Here is a 16,756-nt window from a genome sequence, read left to right as displayed (position 1 = left end):
TCAGACCTTCTTGACCCGGACCTGGCTGAACAGGCCGTGCGGGCGGAAGATCAGCACCGCCAGCAACAGCGCATAGGGCGCGATCTGGCTGTATCCTGCGGCGATGTAGCGGCTGGCGAAGGGTTCGATCACGCCGACGATCAGACCGCCCGCCAAGGCTCCGGGCAGGCTGCCGAACCCGCCGATGACCGCGGCCGCAAAGGCCTTGATCCCCAGCAGCCCGGTGGTCGGATCGACCGAGCCCTTGGCGGCGAACAGGATGCCCGCGATCCCGGCCACGACACCGGCCAACCCCCAGATGAATCCCTGCACGCGCTTGACCGGGATGCCCATGTAATAGGCCGCCAACTGGTTCTGCGAGGCGCCCTGCATCGCCAGACCCAGCTTGGTCTTGCTGAAAAACACATACAGCCCCCACGTCAGCAGCACCGTCACGACGATGACCGCCACGTCCTCCATCCCCAGAACCAGCCCGCCAAAACGGACCTCCTTGCCGGCCAGCGGATTTTCCAGCGTCTGTGGCTCGTGGCCCCAGATCAGCCCGGCGACAAAGCGGATCACGAAACCCAGGGCGATGGTCAGGATGACCACTGCAGTCTGGCTTTCCCCGAACAGGCGGCGGATGATCAGCCGGTCCAGCAGATACCCCAGCGCGCCCATGATCCCCAGCGAGATGGGCAGGGCCAGCCAGAAGGGCAGGCCCATATATTCGGTATTGGTCAGCCCGATGGTGACGAAGGCGCCCAGCATCATGAAATCGCCCTGGGCGAAGTTCACGGCCTCGGTCGCCTTGTAGATCAGAACGAAGCCAAGCGCGATCAGGCCGTAGACACAGCCATTCGCCAGCCCGCTGATCAGCAGCTGTGCGTTGTCCAAATTCTCCTCCCCATGCCGGTTTGCCCGGCGTCCTAACGCCCCGGATCTCCTCCAATCACCGGGGCGCCTGTTCTACTATGGCGTGATTATTACCTTACCGTCACTCTTTTTCAGTGCAACTGCCAGATCGGAAACGATTTTGTTCAGCGGGACATGCGCCGAGACATCCGTTTTCCACCGTCCGTCTGCAAAGCGGGCCTGCACCTCGGCAACCGCGCGCATCTGCGCTTCGGGTGGCGTGGACATCATCCATTTGGTCAGCCAGAAGCCCTCGATCTGCTTGCTCATGAAGATCAACTGGCCCATCTGGGTCAGCTTCGGCAGCTCGCTGCTGAGTTTGCCATAAGACACCCAGCGCGCGCCGTTGGGCATGGCGCAGAATACTTGCTCGGACAGCTGATCCGAGACCGCATCCAGAAACACCCGCGGCTTGAGCTGAGCGCTGATGGCAGCAAATTTGGAGACGGCATCGCCTTCGGTGGTTACGATAACCTCGGCCGCTCCGTGGCTTTTGAGCAAGTCGACCGTTTCGGGGCGCCGCACCATCGCAATCGGCTTCAGGCCAAGGTCTCGGCCCAGCCCGCACATCAGCTTGCCCAACTGGCTGGTGGCCGCAGAGACGACAAAGGCCTCACCTTCGGAACGCGCGATCTCAACCATTGCCATGGCGGTCAGCGGATTGACGATCTGTGCGGCACCGTCATCGTCCGAGATCTCGGGCCGCAAGGGAATGCACATCTGCGCCTGTGTCAGGGCATACTCGGCCCATGCACCGGACCCGGAGGCGACGAAGGCGACCCTTTGCCCCTTCAGCGCCTCGGCGCCCGCGCCGGTGGCCACGACGTCCCCGCAACCTTCGAAACCGGCCGGGGCACCCTTGACTCGCGGCTGACCGTACTCACCCTTGATGAAATGGAGGTCCGAGGGGTTCACCGATGCGGTGCGCAATTTGATCAGCACCTGGCCGGGGCCCGGCGTGGGCACCGGGATCTCGGCATTCTCAACCCAGTCGGCGGCGTCATCGATCGCCGGGCCCGTGGCCGTACCGGAGTATCCGTCGAATTTCTGGATCACGGCAAACATCGATTTGGGGAGGTCAGTCATTCTTTTTCCTTTGTTTCCGACACTTTCAAGCAAACGGGTCGATCCGAGTGCACGCCCCAGGGCAGGGCGCACCGATGCCGACAATAGGTCGTCCCGACTTGATGCGACTGGTTGAGCCAAGCCAAACAAATGGCACCGGACAGGTCAATCGACCACAGGGTTAACGTTGGGGAATTGGGAAGCCGGTGCAGGTGTGACAAGGCCGGAAAAATGCCGGCCTTGTCGAAGGCCTTATTGCGTCAACAGGTTGCGCAGTTCCTGGATCTTGAGCGCAGCCGTTTCCGGCGCTTCCTTGATGCCATCGAGGATCTTGATCACCTGGTCCTGAATCTCCTGGCTCAGCTGACTGTTCTTCACGGATTCAACCATCGCGTCATAGTTGAACTGCTCGGCCGACAGCATTCCTTCGTCAACCCAGGTATTCAGCAACATCTGCCCTTGGGCAGTAAGTGCTGCAACCTGATCGCCTGCCTGGTTGGCCAGATCCGTGGCTGCATCGCCGGCCTGGTTTGCCAGATCCGTGGCTGTCTGACCGGCTTGCTCGGCGGCTTCACCGGCCTGTTCGACGGCGGCCGAGGCTGCGTCACCCGCTTGTTGCGTCGCCGTCGACAACGCCTCGCTGGCGGCTTCCTGAGCTGCGGTTGCGGCCTCGCCGACGGCCTCGCCGGCTTCTTTGGCGGCAGATTGCAGTTTCTCGGCCGGGGTGGGCTTGGGCTGATTCAGGTAGAAATACGCGCCGGCACCCAATCCGGCGATGATAATCAGGATGATAATGCGGGACATTGGGGTCTCCTTTTCGGATGTGTGCCGCTGATGTGGGGAGAAACTACCTGAGATCAAAGGGGAAATCCCAAAAATTCGGCGCATGTTCGGGGTTTGGGCCACTCGGCGCTGATCAATCAGACTATCGGCGGCAACAACACGCCACCGGCGAAAATACACGGTTGCAACCATCAGGCGAACAAGAAAGGGGGGCGTCATTGGGAAGTAATGGCGGAGAGACAGGGATTCGAACCCTGGGTGGGCTTGCACCCACAACGGTTTTCGAGACCGCCCCGTTCGACCACTCCGGCACCTCTCCGCGGGGGTCTGTGAGGGGGGGATTTAGTTGTGATCGCCGAGGGGTGCAAGCAGAAAATTCCCGAATTCGCCAAACCGAGGATTTTCCATTGCCAGTCCGACGAAATCTCCTAGGCTGACATGTATGAGACATCTTCTGCACCGCATTTCGCTTCTGCTCATCCTGCCCGTGTTCGCGTTCGCTCTGACGGCTCAGAACGCCTTGTCCGCCAGTCGGGATCGGATCGAGGCTTTTCTGACCACGACGGGTTTTGACGTGGCGCTGGAAAGCATCGCACTGGCCTCGGCCTCGGCGCCTCAGATGCTGGGGATCGACCCCGAGGGTTTTGGCTCGCAATGGACGCGTCTGACGGAAGAGGTGTTTGACACCGATGACATGCATGAAACAGCGGTTGCGATTCTCGAACAGACGCTGAGCGACGAGGCCCTGAACCACGCGGTCGAGTTTTATGCCTCGGATCTGGGGCAACGGCTTGTCGAGGCGGAAAATGCCTCGCACCTTGTCGAGGATGACGAAGCCAAGCAACTAGAGGGGCAGGAGATCATATCCGATCTGGTCAAGTCCGGTTCGAGCCGCATCGAAAGCCTGAAGCGGATGAACAGCGCCATCGATGCCAGCGAAACCTCGTTGCGGGCGCTGCAGGAGATCCAGCTTCGGTTCCTTCTGGCCGCCAGCGCCGCCGGAGTGATCGACCTGCAATTGGACGCGGACGGGCTGCGCCAGATGATGAAGCTGAACGAACCCGAGATGCGGCAGTCGCTGCAACTGTCCGCCTTGGCCAACGCGGCCTACACCTATCAGGATTTCTCTGACGCGGATGTCGACGCCTATACCAAAGCGCTGGAACAGCCGCTGATGCAAGAAGTCTATGAGCTGTTGAACGCCATCCAGTACGAGATCATGGCCATGCGGTTTGAAGTGCTGGCGGCGCGCATGGCCGAGCTGCGTCCGGCTCAGGACATCTAATGCGGTTGCTACTGGCTCTGTGGCTGGTTCTGGCTGGTTGGGCCAGTGCGGTCACGGCAGATGAGGTCGACCGTCTGACCAAGGCCATGCATTTGTCCGACGTGATGCAGATTCTGCGTGATGAGGGTGTCGCGCAGGGGCGCGAACTGGACAAAAGCCTGCTGGACGGTGAGGGCGGATCGTTTTTCGAGGCCCAGGTTGAAGATTTGTACGACAAGGCCTGGATGCAGGCCAAGATTCATGATGCGCTGGCTGGCGGTATGTCCGAAGGGCAATTGGAGCAGGCCGCGCTGTTTTTCGAAAGCGACCTGGGCCGCGCCGTTGTGTCTTTGGAAAACTCGGCCCGCCGAACGTTTTCCGACGAAGCCATCGAAGAGATGGCCATGGCCGCCTATCGGGAGGCCGATCGTGATGCGGCCTATTTTCGCCTGATCGATGAGTATGTCGAGATCAACGACCTTGTTGATCGGAACGTGCGTGGAGCGTTGCAGGCCGATTACAATTTCTTCCGTGGGTTGGCGGACGGGCAGGGCATCACAGGCGACGACGGCGAAATGTTGGCCCAATTGCTGGCGCAGGGTGCGCAGTCCGAGCAACAAACCCGCGAGTGGCTGTACTCATTCCTTTTGTTTGCGTACCAACCGCTCAGCGAGGCCCAGCTGCGCGAGAATATCGCCTTTTCACGTACCGAGGCCGGGCAGGCCTTGAACAACGCCTTGTTCGCTGGTCTGGACACCATGTTCAACGAGTTGTCATACCAGCTGGGCGTGACGGTGGCGCAGGTTCTGCAAGCGTCGGATCTTTAGGCCGGTTTGCTGTTGACTTTGCCCTGTGATCCGTGGATAAGCGCGCATCCCGGCCGGAACCTCCGCGCCGGGTATCGTTATTGTTGGCCTGACGGGTGCGCCCTGACGGTCGTTCATCCGCCCGAAAAGGGCGCGCTGTTCGAGGTGGCCTTGGCCGAAACACCCGTCTGACGGGGACCACAGAACGCGGTAGAAAAAGGAAAGACGCATGTTTGCAGTCCTCAAGACTGGCGGCAAGCAGTACAAGGTTCAGGCGGGCGACGTGCTCCGCGTTGAAAAACTGGCTGCCGACGCAGGTGAAAAAGTCCAATTCAACGACGTTTTGATGCTGGGTGGCGATGCTCCCGTTGTCGGTGCGCCGTTCATCGATGGCGCGGGCGTTCAGGCGGAAGTGATCGAACAGATCAAAGGTGACAAGGTCATCAAATTCGTCAAGCGCCGCCGCAAGCACAGCTCGAAGCGCACCGTTGGTCACCGTCAGAAGCTGACCCTGGTCAAGATCACCGACATCCTGCCCTCGGGCGCGGACAAGTCGGGCGTCAAGGCCGCTACCGGTTCGGCTCCGGCAGGTGAAGTTGCGAAAGCAGCGAAACCCGCCAAGAAAGCCGCTGCCAAGGCAGAGGCTCCGGCCGCTGCTGCTGCCGCTGACGATCTGACCCAGATCACCGGCGTTGGCCCCGCAGCTGCCAAGAAACTGGCCGAAGCTGGTATCGAAAGCTTTGCCGCTCTGGCCGCCTTGTCGGACGAGCAGATTGCTGCTATCGAGACGGTCAAAGTGAAACCCGAATGGGTTGAGCAGGCCAAAGAGCTGGCCAAAGGCTAAGGAGAGAGAGAATGGCACATAAAAAAGCTGGCGGTTCCTCCCGTAACGGCCGCGACTCAGCGGGTCGTCGCCTTGGCGTGAAACTGTATGGTGGCCAGGCCGCCGTTGCAGGCAACATCATCGTGCGTCAGCGCGGCACCAAGTTCTGGCCGGGCGAAGGCGTGGGCATGGGCAAGGATCACACCATCTTTGCAACTGTCGATGGCGCCGTGAAGTTCCACAAGGGACTGAAAAACCGCACCTTTATTTCGGTCCTGCCAGTGGCGGAGGCCGCAGAGTAAGCCGAAACCCAGAAGGTTTAAGAAAAATTCATGGGGGACCGGCACAAAGTGCCGGTCCCCTTTCTCGTTTTGACGCAGATTTGATCGAAAGCCCCGATGCCCGTTGCAACCACCAGTTTCCTGATCTTTGCCGCCAGCCAGGTCGGCACGCCGGGACCGGCCAACATGGTCCTGTTGGGAACGGGTGCGCGCTATGGGTTCCGCGCGGCGCTGCCTTTCGTGGCGGGCGTAATTCTCGGCAAGCAGCTGATCATCTGGCCGCTGGGCTTTGGCCTTCTGCAACTGGCAGAACAGGCTCCGACAGCGTTCGCGGTTCTGAAATATGCTTCGGCGGCCTATATTTGCTGGCTTGCGTGGAAAATCGCCAACCTGCGCCTGTCGCATCAGGACGCGGGCGAGGCGGTTCCCGGATTCTGGGCCGGGTTGGTGGTCCATCCGCTGAACCCCAAGGCCTGGGCGATGATCATCGCTGGATTCACCGGGTTCGTCGCGGCGGGAACATCGGTGCTGAGTGCGACGCTCACGATCGCGCTCGTTTTGTTGACCTGCCAGGTGGTCCTGCACCCGATCTGGACCTTTGCGGGCGATAGAATTGCCCGCGTGGTTGCGGGACGGCCGGCGGAAAAATATCTGATGTGGACTCTCGCGGGTCTGACTGTTGCATCCGTACTTTTCGTGTTGTTCGGAGGAGGAACACACCAATGAAACTTGAGGCAATCATAAATCAGCCGGTCATTGAAACCGAGCGGTTCGACCTGCGCCCGCTGCGCCGGTCAGATATGGGCCTGATCGAGCACTACGCAGGGGACGAGCGCGTGGCGCGCATGACCACGTCGATCCCGCACCCCTTGCCGCCCGGTTCGATCGAAGCTTTCGTCACCCGCGCCATGGCCGAGGACCGGGACGAGGACGTCTGGGCGATGGACGCCACCAAGGACGGCGGTCCCGAGTTGATCGGGGTGATCTCGCTCAAGCGGCTGGATCGCAATCAGTCCGAAGTGGGCTATTGGGTCGCGCCCTTGTATTGGAATACGGGCATCGCCTCGCTGGCGGTGGAAACGCTGGTTCATTCGAACCCGCTGGAAAACGCCACGATGTTTGCCAGCGTGTTTCAGGACAATCCCGCCTCGGCGCGGGTCCTGACTCATTGCGGGTTCCAGTACCTTGGCGATGCCGAAAGTTTCTCGGTGGCGCGCGACGCAAATGTGCCCACCTGGACGTACAGCAAAAAACTCTGACTTGTGGCCGATGGGGCCTTTGCAGTAGGGGACTGACATGAAATTTCTCGATCTTGCAAAGGTCTACATCCGGTCCGGGGCCGGCGGTAGCGGGTGCGTCAGCTTTCGACGCGAAAAGTACATCGAATACGGCGGCCCCGATGGCGGGGACGGCGGCAAAGGCGGGTCCGTCTGGGCTGAGGTCGTGGACGGGCTGAACACCCTGATCGACTTCCGCTATCAGCAGCATTTCTTTGCCAAGAACGGACAGCCCGGCCGGGGCCAGCAACGCACCGGCAAGGATGGCGACGACATCATCCTGCGCGTGCCCGTCGGAATCGAGATCCTGGACGAGGATCAGGAGACGGTGATCGCCGACCTGACCGAAGTGGGGCAACGTGTCCTTCTGGCGCGGGGCGGCAATGGCGGTTTCGGCAACCTGCATTTCAAATCGGCCACCAACCAGGCGCCGCGCCGTGCCAATCCGGGGCAGCCGGGCGTGGACCGTACGATCTGGCTGCGTCTGAAGCTGATTGCCGATGTGGGCCTGCTCGGCCTGCCGAATGCGGGCAAGTCAACCTTTCTGGCCGCCACCTCGAACGCCCGGCCCAAGATCGCCGACTATCCCTTTACCACGCTGCACCCAAATCTGGGCGTCGTCGGCGTGGACAACGTGGAATTCGTGGTGGCCGACATTCCCGGCCTGATCGAAGGCGCGCATGAAGGCCGCGGCATCGGCGACCGTTTTCTGGGCCATGTCGAACGCTGCGCGGTGTTGCTGCATCTGGTCGATGGCACGTCTGAGACCATCGCGCAGGACTATCACACCATCATCCACGAGCTTGAGGCCTATGGCGGCGCGCTGGCCGACAAGCCCCGGATCACCGTGTTGAACAAGATCGACGCGCTGGACGAAGAACAACTCGAACTGGCCAAGGCCGAGTTGGAAGAGGCCGTGGGCGGCCCGGTCATGACAATGTCGGGCGTGGCCCGACAGGGCGTGACCGAGGTTCTGCGGGCCCTGCGCTCCCAGATCGACGAAAACCGCCTGCGCCAGAAACCCACCGAGGAGCGCGAGACGTGGCAGCCCTGACCGACGCAAAGCGCCTGGTGGTCAAGATCGGCTCGGCGTTGCTGGTCGATCGTGCGACCGGCAAGCTGCGTTCGGACTGGTTGCATTCGCTGGCGCAGGACGTGGCGTGGCTCAAGGGGCAGGGGGCCGATGTGGTTCTGGTCTCCTCCGGGTCGATCGCCCTGGGGCGCGGTGTTCTGGGCCTGCCCGCAACCACCCTTTCGTTGGAGCAGTCCCAGGCCGCCGCCGCCGTCGGGCAGATCAGGCTGGCGCGGGCCTATGAAGAGGCGTTGGCCCCCCACAACATCACCACGGCGCAGGTTCTGGTGACGCTTGAGGACAGCGAGAACCGCCGCCGGTACCTAAACTCGCGCGCGACGCTGGAAACTCTGCTGGGGTTGGGTGTCGTGCCCATCGTGAACGAAAATGACACGGTGGCCACGGATGAAATCCGTTACGGCGACAATGATCGCCTGGCCGCGCAGATCGCCGTGACCGTCGGTGCGGATCAATTGATTCTGCTGTCCGATGTCGATGGGTTCTACACCGGCAACCCCGCCGAGGACCCGTCCGCCACCCGGTTTGCCGTGATCGACGCGATCACGCCCGAGATCGAGGCGATGGCCGGTGATGCCGGTTCGGGGCTGTCCAAGGGCGGCATGAAGACCAAGCTGATGGCCGCGCAGATGGCGACGGCGGCGGGCTCTGACATGGCGATTACGGAAGGATCGCCGTTGAACCCACTGAAACTGCTGAACAATGGCGCGAACAGCACTTGGTTCAAAGCCAAGTTGGACCCGCATGCGGCGCGCAAACGCTGGATCTCGGCGATGAAGCCGCGGGGCGAGATCACGGTCGACGCAGGGGCCGCGCGGGCGCTGGAGAATGGCAAAAGCCTGTTGCCGGCCGGCATCGTCGAGGTGACGGGCGATTTCGGACGGGGCGACCCGGTGGCCATCAAGGACCACGAGGGCCGGCGTCTGGGATTGGGCCTCAGCCGCTATACCGCGCACGAGGCCGACGCCATCAAGGGGCGCAAATCCTCCGAGATCGAGGACGCACTCGGCTATCCCGGCCGTGCGGTGATGATCCACCGTGATGATCTGGCATTGTAGCGGCGAAAACTGATAGATTTGGCTGGTCCGACGACCGGAAAGGCAGATGACATGAAGGACTTTAACAGCATTCCCGCCCTGATGGCCGATCTTGGCAAGCGCGCCAAGGATGCGTCTCGGGATCTGGCCTTCGCCTCGGCCGAGCGCAAACACGCCGCGTTGATCGCCGCCGCCGACGCCGTGTGGAAGAACCGCGCGCAGATCATCGAGGCCAACAAGAAAGACTTGGACTATGGCCGCGAAAAGGGGCTGAGCCCGGCCATGATGGACCGCCTGATGCTGGACGAGGCGCGCATTCAGGGCATGGTCGACGGGTTGCGCACCGTGGCCGAGCAGACCGATCCGGTGGGTGAGGTTCTGGCCGAATGGGATATGCCCTCGGGGCTGAACATCCGCCGCGTACGCACCCCGCTGGGCGTGATCGGCGTGATCTATGAAAGCCGCCCGAACGTGACCGCGGATGCAGGGGCGCTGTGCCTCAAGTCGGGCAATGCCGTGATCCTGCGCGGCGGGTCGGAAAGCTTTCATTCCTCGACCGCGATCCACGCCTGTCTGGTCGAGGGTTTGAAGGCGGCCAACCTGCCCGAGGATGCGATCCAACTGGTGCCGACCCGTGACCGGGCCGCAGTGCAGGAATTGCTGACCATGACCGACTATGTCGACGTCATCGTGCCGCGCGGCGGCAAGGGGCTGGTTGGGCTGGTCCAGCGCGAGGCGCGGGTGCCGGTCTTTGCCCATCTTGAAGGGATCGTGCACATCTACATCGACAAGGCGGCGGATCCGCAGAAAACGCTGGACGTGGTGCTGAACGCCAAGACTCGCCGCACTGGCATCTGCGGGGCGGCCGAATGCCTGCTGGTGCATCAGGATATCGCGGAAACGCTGGGGCGCGACGTGATCGCCGCGCTGCTGGCCGCGGGCGTCGAGGTCCATGCCGCAGGTGCGCTGGCCATCGACGGCACCGTGCCGGCCAGCGATGACGATTGGGGTAAGGAGTTTCTGGACAGCATCATCGCCGCAAAACCGGTGGCTGATATCGACGAGGCAATTGCGCATATCCGGCAATACGGATCGAACCACACCGATTGCATCATGACCGAGGATCAGTCCGCCGCCGACCGCTTCTTTGAACGGCTCGACAGTGCGATCCTGATGCACAACGCTTCGACCCAGTTTGCCGACGGTGGTGAGTTCGGAATGGGCGCCGAGATCGGAATCGCCACGGGCAAGATGCACGCGCGCGGCCCGGTGGGGGCGGCGCAGCTGACCAGTTTCAAATACCTGGTTCGCGGCAACGGCACGACGCGCGCCTGAGGCGCCGGGTCAGAACCGCAGCACCACGCGGGTCGCGCCCGTCTCGGCCGAAACTCGACGGTCCTGCGCTGCCGCCGTCTGCGGCAGCAGGGCGAACTGGACCTGCGCCGGTGTCACATTGTTGGCGAAGGTGCCGGTCGGGAGACCTTTCCACAGGTCCGGATCGACATTCATGCGGTCGGCCGTACCGGTGACCGTCCATTTGTCGCCCACGCTGTCAATTTTGACCTCGCCGCCCATGGGCATGGCGCTTTCGCAGCACATGATGGCCAGAAAGGCCAGTTTGATCTGATTGCGCGGCATCGCCTCGGTGACGTTCCAATGCACCCGGACTCGGCCCGCACGCTCGACATCGCGCAGCAGATCCGTCACTTCGCTGCGGCCCAGCGGCTGATCGCTGGCCGCGCCAAAGGCCACGCGGAAAAACCGGATCCGCGCCCCGGCGCTGCCGACGCTGCCGGTAATCAGCTCCATCTCGGGGCCCTGGGTGCCGCCAACCATCTCCAACAGTTCCAGACCGTTCGTGATTGCGCCGATCGGGCTGATCAGATCGTGGCAGATCCGAGAGCCGATCAACTCGGCCAGGTTGACGTTGGTGTCGCCCATGCGTACCTCCTGTGGTATCCGCCCATGCCCGACCCGGAGCCGCCGCATGACAGATCTGAATGCCATTCTTGCACCGGGCATGTATGTCCGCCATCCCGATTTCCCCGACTGGGGCGTCGGACAGGTCCAGTCCAACATCGGGGGCAAGATCACCGTGAACTTTCGCGACCAGGGCAAAGTGGTGATTGACGGAACACGCATCGCCTTGATGCCGGTTCTTGATCCCTGAAACTGGTTTAGGAAAGGTTAACGGGGCTCGCCACCCGGTTCGTGTTGCCATTCGCCGCGCAGCTGCGGTATCAGCGCTGGGATCGCAACAAGACGACGACCATTCCACATGCCGGATACGGGCCCTTCATTCACTGTCAAACTTGCCGAAACCGACGAGGAACTGCGCGCGGCGCAGCGGCTGCGTTATGACGTCTTCGTGCGTGAACTGGGCGGCGGCGGCGAGATGGTCGATCACGCCGAAGGTCTGGAGCGCGACCAGTTCGACCCGTATTTTGATCACATGCTGGCCTATGACGACGCCACCGGACAAGTGGTCGGTGTCTACCGGCTGTTGCCGGGTGACCGCGTAGCTGAAGTCGGACGGTTCTACTCCGAGGATGAATACGACCTTACCGTTCTGAAAAACAGCGGCCGCAAATTGCTGGAACTCGGCCGGTCCTGCCTGCATCCGGACTATCGCGGCGGAACCGCAATGTATCATTTGTGGAATGGCCTCGCGAAATATGTGTCCGAACGGGAGATCGAGGTTCTGTTCGGCGTTGCCAGTTTTCATGGCACAGACGTCAAGCACCTTGCCCAGCCTCTGTCGATGCTGCATCACAACCACTTGGCGCCACCCGAGCTGCGGGTGCGGGCGCAGCTGGATGTTTTTCAGAACATGAACCTGGTTCCGAAAGATGCGCTGGATCGACGGGGTGCGATGTTGCAAGTTCCGGCCTTGATCAAGGCCTATCTTCGATTGGGTGGGTTTGTGGGCGAGGGGGCATTCATCGATCATGCGTTCAACACCACCGACGTTTGCCTGATCCTCGACACCACTCGGATGAACGAAAGACAGAGACGCATCTATGGCGGAGCGTGACGTGCCAAACGGCGCTGTCTGGCACAGCTCGGACGACCCGGACCCGGTTGAATTGGGCGTGTCGGGTTGGATTTTGGTGATCCTGCGGGGGCTTCCTCTGGCTGTGCTGGTGTTCGGTGGTCTGATCGTTCTGTTGCTTGTGCGCCTGGTCGAAAGACCAATCTTTGGCCTGCGTCGGCCGGTAACGCCGTTCATTGCCCAATTCGTATGTCGCAATGCGTTTCGAATTCTTGGTATCGGATTTTCCAGCTCGGGTGAGTTGATGCAGCAGCGCGGGGCAGTTGTGGCCAATCACACGTCCTGGCTGGATATCTTCGCGCTCAACGCCCGCAAGCGTGTATACTTCGTGTCCAAGGCCGAGGTGGCGAATTGGCCCGGCATCGGTTGGCTGGCCCGGGCCACCGGAACCGTGTTCATCGAACGTAATCCAAAAAAAGCGCGCGAGCAGACCAGATTGTTCGAAGACCGTCTGAAGGCCGGGCACAAGCTGTTGTTTTTTCCAGAGGGCACATCGACAGATGGCCTTCGGGTTTTGCCATTCAAAACAACGCTTTTTGCGGCATTCTTTGCAGATGAACTGCGTGATTTTATGTATGTTCAGCCGGTTTCGGTTGTCTACCACGCGCCCGATGGGCAGCCGGACCGGTTCTATGGCTGGTGGGGGGACATGGATTTTGCCCCGCATCTTCTGAAGACGCTGGGCGCGCGGCGGCAGGGGCGGGTCGAATTGATTTATCATTCTCCGGCGCGGGTCAGCGATTTCGACAACCGCAAGGCTTTGGCCGCGCATTGCGAGCAGGCCGTTCGCCACGGGCATGCCTTGGCGCGGCCAGAAAAATAGGGGTAAAAGCCCCTTGCACCATCAGTCAACCTGCCGTATACGCGCGGCATTCAAATCCGCAGGCGGGGTTTGGTCGTTTTGAGGGAGACATCCTCATCAAGGCCGCCGGTTGGAGCAAACGCTTCTTTCACCCCCGCCAAGGCGAAAACCGGAAAAGGAAAAAATAGCATGGCTCTTCCCGAGTTCACCATGCGTCAGCTGCTGGAAGCTGGCGTTCACTTTGGTCACCAAACACAGCGTTGGAACCCCCGCATGGCGCCGTTCATCTATGGCGCGCGCAACGGCATCCACATCATGGACCTGACCCAGACCGTTCCGATGCTGGACCAGGCGCTGCAGGCGGTGCGTGACACCGTCGCCAAAGGTGGCCGCGTTCTGTTTGTCGGCACCAAGCGTCAGGCAGCACAGCCGATCGCCGAAGCCGCTGAAAAGTCGGCCCAGTATTACATGAACCACCGCTGGCTGGGCGGCACGCTGACCAACTGGAAAACCGTTTCCCAGTCGATCAACCGTCTGAACCAGATCGACGAAGCCATGGAATCGGGCGCTGAAGGCCTGACGAAGAAAGAGCGTCTGGGCATGGAGCGTGACCAGGCCAAGCTGCAGGCTTCGCTGGGCGGCATCCGCGAGATGGGCGGCGTTCCTGACCTGCTGTTCGTCATCGACGTCAAGAAAGAAGCCCTGGCCATCGCCGAAGCCAACAAGCTGGGTATCCCGGTTGTGGCTGTCGTCGACACCAACTGCTCGCCGGATGGTGTGGACTACATCATCCCCGGCAACGACGATGCTGCCCGTGCAATCGCACTGTATTGCGACCTGGCCGCACGTGCTGCGCTGGACGGCATGACCGCACAGCTGGGCGCCGCCGGCGTCGACCTAGGCGAGTTCGAAGAAGCACCGGTTGAAGAAGCCGTTGCAGAAGAAGCCGAAGCGTCGGCCGAAGCGTAAGCTGCCCGTCACGTAAATGACATATGGGGCAGGGTAGACCTGCCCCAATTCCGTTTGAATTGAGGAGAGCCAAGAGATGGCAATCACTGCAGCAATGGTGAAAGAACTGCGCGACTCGACCGGCGCAGGCATGATGGACGCGAAAAAAGCGCTGACCGAAACCGGCGGCAACATGGACGAGGCCGTTGACTGGCTGCGCACCAAAGGTCTGGCAAAGGCCGCAAAGAAATCCGGCCGTACCGCAGCAGAAGGCTTGGTTGCCGTTCACGTCGAAGGCGGCAACGGTGTTGCTGTCGAAGTGAACTCGGAAACCGACTTTGTCGCGAAGAACGCCGAGTTCCAGGAAATGGTCGACAAGATCACCTATGCAGCCCAGGGCGTTGACTCGGTTGAGGAACTGCTGGCTGCTGATCTGGGCGGCAAGTCGGTTGCCGACACGCTGACCGACAAGATCGCCACCATCGGCGAAAACATGTCGGTCCGCCGCATGGCCAAACTGTCGGGCGACACCGTAGTCTCGTATGTCCACAACGCGGCGACCAACGGCATGGGCAAGATCGGTGTTCTGGTTGCTCTTTCGGGCGGCGATGAAGCCATCGGCAAGCAGGTCGCGATGCACATCGCAGCCGTGAACCCGGCCGCTCTGTCCGAAGCCGACCTGGATCCGGCCGTTGTCGAAAAAGAAAAGCAGGTCCAGATGGACATCGCGCGCGAATCCGGCAAGCCCGAGCAGGTCATCGAAAAGATGATCGAGGGCCGCATGAAGAAATTCGTCGCGGAATCGACCCTGCTGAGCCAGCAGTTCGTTGTGAACCCCGACCTGACCGTGGAAGCAGCGGCCAAGGAAGCCGGCGCAACCATCACCGGTTTTGTACGTCTGGAAGTTGGCGAAGGCATCGTGGTCGAAAAAGAAGACTTTGCTGCCGAAGTCGCCAAAGCGGCTCAGGGCTGACGCCTGTTCAGCCCGGGTTTTCCGGGCTGCTCCAAAAACATCCGAAACCGGTTGCGCGACGCGCGACCGGTTTTTTATTGGCGAGTTTCCGATTGATCAGAGTAGTAATTGGAGGGCCCCGCAAGATGGGGATGGTCGAGGCCCCCCAAAATTTCCGACATCGGCACGCGGACGAATAAGCGCCCTTTGTCAGAGCGAACGGAGAGCCTTGGGAATACAAAGATCCGTCCAAATGTTCCTTGGCTAAAGCCACCACTCACGGAACGGGATCAATGTGCAATTTCTGCGCAGTTTTAGGAAGTCATGTATTCCTTACCTAAGGTCAACTGTCGTGCGACAGCGGCTTCAAACCTCCATTACGAACATCTGATTCTGCAGCGAAGCCTTCAAAACCGCCTGTGCGGTCGTTTCGACGGAAAGAGCCTCGCGCGCCAGCCTGAGGTGTTTTTCAACAGTTGCCGAAGTCAGTCCCATCAGCAGGGCAATGTCCTGGGTCGTTTTGCCGTCACCCACCCATTCCAGAGCCTCGCGCTGCCGCTTGGTCAAGGCGCGGTTCGGGGGATTGTAGGGTAGGGTCAGGATCTTGAGATGGGCGATGTTGTTCATCAGCAGGATGTCATCACCATGCTCGGCCCACATCTCGTCCATCTCGTCCTGGCTGCGGTTCAGAGCGGCCAGCGAAATTGCCCCCTTCGACCGCATGGACACCGAAGTGAAACTGATCGTGTAACCGACAGTGATCCCTTTCGAGCGGTTGAACTCGTACACCTTGCGTTCTTCGTTGGTCATCGTGCCGCTGGACATCATCTCACGGATCATGCTCCAGCTCGCGGCCCCTTCGTGATCCAGTGCCCATTTCAGCATGGGCGCATGGAAATACAGACCATCCCGAAGGAAACCGTCCATGTATTCCTTGCAGTGATTGGTTAGGATCACGAAATCTTCGGGGTCGCCCAAAGACGTTTGGGTGCGGTATTGTGTATGTCCGTACAACAGGCGGTCAAAACCATACTTGGCCATCTGTTCGGTGTGCGCGGCCCAAAGCTCCTCGAGGGTTTTCACATAGCTCAGAAAGTTGAGGTATTCCTTGAGCGTCATCATGCGCCGCCACCCTCCTGAAGATGCGCGGCCAGCGCTTCCAGCGCCAGAACATAGCTTTGAGCGCCAAAGCCGCAGATCTGCCCGATGGCGACGGCCGAGATGTAGGACTTGTGCCGAAATGCCTCGCGGGCGTGGATATTGGACAGGTGAACCTCGACCACCGGCAGTTGCGCCGACGAAATGGCGTCCATCAACGCTATTGACGTATGGGTATACGCGCCGGCGTTCAGGACGATCCCGTCATGGGTCCCGCGCGCGGCGTGGATGGCATCGATCAACACACCTTCATGGTTTGATTGGGCGCACTCGACACGCAACCCGATCGATGCGCCATGCGAAACGCACAAGTCTTCGATCATCTTCAAGGTGGTATGACCATAAACCTCGGGCTGCCGTGTGCCCAAAAGGTTCAGGTTAGGTCCGTTCAATACAAGAATACTACGCATTATTTTTCTGTCCCCATACCTGTTTCATAGCCGCGAATTGAAAACGCGTCTACCGGCTTTGCTCTCATGAGGCGAGCGGGTGCAGGTCAGGTCATGGGGTCATGCTGTGAAACG

Annotated in this window: 20 protein-coding genes and 1 tRNA gene; 14 read left to right on the top strand and 7 right to left on the bottom strand. The window is 60.8% G+C overall.

The genetic code is table 11. The annotated features are described in order from the left end of the window. From AC2FNL_RS15645 to AC2FNL_RS15630, 4 genes are all read right to left on the bottom strand, one after another. Positions 1 to 876, bottom strand: coding sequence for a branched-chain amino acid ABC transporter permease (locus AC2FNL_RS15645; RefSeq protein ID WP_149775119.1), 876 nt, complete (start codon positions 874 to 876; stop codon positions 1 to 3). Positions 877 to 951: 75 nt separating this feature from the next. Continuing rightward, the gene (locus AC2FNL_RS15640; RefSeq protein WP_496834222.1) at positions 952 to 1,980 is read right to left on the bottom strand and encodes an alcohol dehydrogenase catalytic domain-containing protein; all 1,029 of its coding nucleotides are present in this window, start codon (positions 1,978 to 1,980) and stop codon (positions 952 to 954) included. A 231-nt stretch (positions 1,981 to 2,211) separates the two neighbouring features. Then, a complete protein-coding gene (locus AC2FNL_RS15635; RefSeq protein ID WP_496834221.1) occupies positions 2,212 to 2,763 on the bottom strand; it encodes a hypothetical protein in 552 nt (183 codons plus the stop codon). A gap of 208 nt (positions 2,764 to 2,971) precedes the next feature. Next, positions 2,972 to 3,061: transfer RNA gene (locus AC2FNL_RS15630), tRNA-Ser, on the bottom strand. A 123-nt stretch (positions 3,062 to 3,184) separates the two neighbouring features. Between AC2FNL_RS15630 and AC2FNL_RS15625 the strand changes: the two genes are divergently transcribed. The 9 genes from AC2FNL_RS15625 to AC2FNL_RS15585 all read left to right on the top strand — a co-directional run bounded on the left by AC2FNL_RS15625 (position 3,185) and on the right by AC2FNL_RS15585 (position 10,655). Then, a complete protein-coding gene (locus tag AC2FNL_RS15625; RefSeq protein ID WP_170357817.1) occupies positions 3,185 to 4,027 on the top strand; it encodes a DUF2059 domain-containing protein in 843 nt (280 codons plus the stop codon). Continuing rightward, complete coding sequence (locus AC2FNL_RS15620) at positions 4,027 to 4,833, top strand: DUF2059 domain-containing protein (protein ID WP_496834219.1); 807 nt, start codon at positions 4,027 to 4,029, stop codon at positions 4,831 to 4,833. Before AC2FNL_RS15625 ends, AC2FNL_RS15620 begins: the two co-directional genes overlap by 1 nt. 208 nt (positions 4,834 to 5,041) lie before the next feature. Further along, positions 5,042 to 5,656: a 50S ribosomal protein L21 gene (locus AC2FNL_RS15615; protein ID WP_496834218.1), complete on the top strand. Its 615-nt coding sequence runs from the start codon at positions 5,042 to 5,044 to the stop codon at positions 5,654 to 5,656. An 11-nt stretch (positions 5,657 to 5,667) separates the two neighbouring features. Further along, positions 5,668 to 5,937, top strand: coding sequence for a 50S ribosomal protein L27 (rpmA, locus tag AC2FNL_RS15610; protein WP_005983052.1), 270 nt, complete (start codon positions 5,668 to 5,670; stop codon positions 5,935 to 5,937). A gap of 96 nt (positions 5,938 to 6,033) precedes the next feature. After that, positions 6,034 to 6,642: a LysE family translocator gene (locus AC2FNL_RS15605; protein WP_496834216.1), complete on the top strand. Its 609-nt coding sequence runs from the start codon at positions 6,034 to 6,036 to the stop codon at positions 6,640 to 6,642. Continuing rightward, positions 6,639 to 7,175 carry a GNAT family N-acetyltransferase gene (locus tag AC2FNL_RS15600; RefSeq protein ID WP_170523758.1) on the top strand — a complete coding sequence of 179 codons (537 nt, stop codon included), beginning with the start codon at positions 6,639 to 6,641 and terminating at the stop codon, positions 7,173 to 7,175. The genes AC2FNL_RS15605 and AC2FNL_RS15600 overlap by 4 nt, the downstream gene beginning before the upstream one ends. A gap of 37 nt (positions 7,176 to 7,212) precedes the next feature. Continuing rightward, the gene (gene obgE / locus AC2FNL_RS15595) at positions 7,213 to 8,247 is read left to right on the top strand and encodes a GTPase ObgE (RefSeq protein ID WP_496834215.1); all 1,035 of its coding nucleotides are present in this window, start codon (positions 7,213 to 7,215) and stop codon (positions 8,245 to 8,247) included. Next, positions 8,235 to 9,341: a glutamate 5-kinase gene (gene proB, locus AC2FNL_RS15590; protein WP_496834213.1), complete on the top strand. Its 1,107-nt coding sequence runs from the start codon at positions 8,235 to 8,237 to the stop codon at positions 9,339 to 9,341. The genes obgE and proB overlap by 13 nt, the downstream gene beginning before the upstream one ends. A 51-nt stretch (positions 9,342 to 9,392) precedes the next feature. Continuing rightward, complete coding sequence (locus tag AC2FNL_RS15585; RefSeq protein ID WP_496834211.1) at positions 9,393 to 10,655, top strand: glutamate-5-semialdehyde dehydrogenase; 1,263 nt, start codon at positions 9,393 to 9,395, stop codon at positions 10,653 to 10,655. 9 nt (positions 10,656 to 10,664) lie between these two features. On the opposite strand, the gene AC2FNL_RS15580 is transcribed toward AC2FNL_RS15585, so the two are convergent. Then, positions 10,665 to 11,261, bottom strand: a complete 597-nt coding sequence (locus tag AC2FNL_RS15580) for a histidine phosphotransferase family protein (RefSeq protein ID WP_496834209.1) — start codon at positions 11,259 to 11,261, stop codon at positions 10,665 to 10,667. A 46-nt stretch (positions 11,262 to 11,307) separates the two neighbouring features. On the opposite strand from AC2FNL_RS15580, the gene AC2FNL_RS15575 reads away from it, so the two are divergent. From AC2FNL_RS15575 to tsf, 5 genes are all read left to right on the top strand, one after another. Beyond that, positions 11,308 to 11,490, top strand: a complete 183-nt coding sequence (locus tag AC2FNL_RS15575) for a DUF3553 domain-containing protein (protein ID WP_496834208.1) — start codon at positions 11,308 to 11,310, stop codon at positions 11,488 to 11,490. 108 nt (positions 11,491 to 11,598) lie between these two features. Next, on the top strand, positions 11,599 to 12,354 hold the full coding sequence (gene olsB / locus AC2FNL_RS15570; protein ID WP_496834207.1) for an L-ornithine N(alpha)-acyltransferase: 756 nt from the start codon (positions 11,599 to 11,601) through the stop codon (positions 12,352 to 12,354). Then, a complete protein-coding gene (olsA, locus tag AC2FNL_RS15565) occupies positions 12,341 to 13,195 on the top strand; it encodes a lyso-ornithine lipid O-acyltransferase (protein WP_170338628.1) in 855 nt (284 codons plus the stop codon). Before olsB ends, olsA begins: the two co-directional genes overlap by 14 nt. 168 nt (positions 13,196 to 13,363) lie before the next feature. Beyond that, positions 13,364 to 14,143 carry a 30S ribosomal protein S2 gene (gene rpsB / locus AC2FNL_RS15560; RefSeq protein ID WP_093962056.1) on the top strand — a complete coding sequence of 260 codons (780 nt, stop codon included), beginning with the start codon at positions 13,364 to 13,366 and terminating at the stop codon, positions 14,141 to 14,143. 76 nt (positions 14,144 to 14,219) lie between these two features. Beyond that, positions 14,220 to 15,095: a translation elongation factor Ts gene (gene tsf, locus AC2FNL_RS15555; protein ID WP_496834205.1), complete on the top strand. Its 876-nt coding sequence runs from the start codon at positions 14,220 to 14,222 to the stop codon at positions 15,093 to 15,095. Positions 15,096 to 15,440: 345 nt separating this feature from the next. Here tsf and AC2FNL_RS15550 read toward each other — a convergent pair whose 3' ends face one another. After that, complete coding sequence (locus tag AC2FNL_RS15550) at positions 15,441 to 16,193, bottom strand: LuxR family transcriptional regulator (RefSeq protein ID WP_093962957.1); 753 nt, start codon at positions 16,191 to 16,193, stop codon at positions 15,441 to 15,443. Next, positions 16,193 to 16,642, bottom strand: coding sequence for a type II 3-dehydroquinate dehydratase (gene aroQ / locus AC2FNL_RS15545; protein ID WP_170339183.1), 450 nt, complete (start codon positions 16,640 to 16,642; stop codon positions 16,193 to 16,195). Before aroQ ends, AC2FNL_RS15550 begins: the two co-directional genes overlap by 1 nt. Between the last annotated feature and the right edge of the window lie 114 nt (positions 16,643 to 16,756).

The organism is Ruegeria sp. CRTD044, from assembly GCF_059613485.1.
This window is presented reverse-complemented; position numbering and strand designations above follow the sequence as displayed.

Excerpts from the sequence above, each read along its gene's own strand:
- tsf (WP_496834205.1), top strand. The coding sequence starts at position 14,220 with ATGGCAATCACTGCAGCAATGGTGAAAGAACTGCGCGACTCGACCGGC.
- AC2FNL_RS15600 (WP_170523758.1), top strand. The coding sequence starts at position 6,639 with ATGAAACTTGAGGCAATCATAAATCAGCCGGTCATTGAAACCGAGCGG.
- AC2FNL_RS15580 (WP_496834209.1), bottom strand. The coding sequence starts at position 11,261 with ATGGGCGACACCAACGTCAACCTGGCCGAGTTGATCGGCTCTCGGATC.
- olsA (WP_170338628.1), top strand. The coding sequence starts at position 12,341 with ATGGCGGAGCGTGACGTGCCAAACGGCGCTGTCTGGCACAGCTCGGAC.
- AC2FNL_RS15605 (WP_496834216.1), top strand. The coding sequence starts at position 6,034 with ATGCCCGTTGCAACCACCAGTTTCCTGATCTTTGCCGCCAGCCAGGTC.
- AC2FNL_RS15620 (WP_496834219.1), top strand. The coding sequence starts at position 4,027 with ATGCGGTTGCTACTGGCTCTGTGGCTGGTTCTGGCTGGTTGGGCCAGT.
- rpsB (WP_093962056.1), top strand. The coding sequence starts at position 13,364 with ATGGCTCTTCCCGAGTTCACCATGCGTCAGCTGCTGGAAGCTGGCGTT.
- olsB (WP_496834207.1), top strand. The coding sequence starts at position 11,599 with ATGCCGGATACGGGCCCTTCATTCACTGTCAAACTTGCCGAAACCGAC.
- obgE (WP_496834215.1), top strand. The coding sequence starts at position 7,213 with ATGAAATTTCTCGATCTTGCAAAGGTCTACATCCGGTCCGGGGCCGGC.
- rpmA (WP_005983052.1), top strand. The coding sequence starts at position 5,668 with ATGGCACATAAAAAAGCTGGCGGTTCCTCCCGTAACGGCCGCGACTCA.
- AC2FNL_RS15550 (WP_093962957.1), bottom strand. The coding sequence starts at position 16,193 with ATGACGCTCAAGGAATACCTCAACTTTCTGAGCTATGTGAAAACCCTC.
- aroQ (WP_170339183.1), bottom strand. The coding sequence starts at position 16,642 with ATGCGTAGTATTCTTGTATTGAACGGACCTAACCTGAACCTTTTGGGC.
- AC2FNL_RS15575 (WP_496834208.1), top strand. The coding sequence starts at position 11,308 with ATGACAGATCTGAATGCCATTCTTGCACCGGGCATGTATGTCCGCCAT.
- AC2FNL_RS15635 (WP_496834221.1), bottom strand. The coding sequence starts at position 2,763 with ATGTCCCGCATTATCATCCTGATTATCATCGCCGGATTGGGTGCCGGC.
- AC2FNL_RS15585 (WP_496834211.1), top strand. The coding sequence starts at position 9,393 with ATGAAGGACTTTAACAGCATTCCCGCCCTGATGGCCGATCTTGGCAAG.
- AC2FNL_RS15625 (WP_170357817.1), top strand. The coding sequence starts at position 3,185 with ATGAGACATCTTCTGCACCGCATTTCGCTTCTGCTCATCCTGCCCGTG.
- AC2FNL_RS15615 (WP_496834218.1), top strand. The coding sequence starts at position 5,042 with ATGTTTGCAGTCCTCAAGACTGGCGGCAAGCAGTACAAGGTTCAGGCG.
- AC2FNL_RS15640 (WP_496834222.1), bottom strand. The coding sequence starts at position 1,980 with ATGACTGACCTCCCCAAATCGATGTTTGCCGTGATCCAGAAATTCGAC.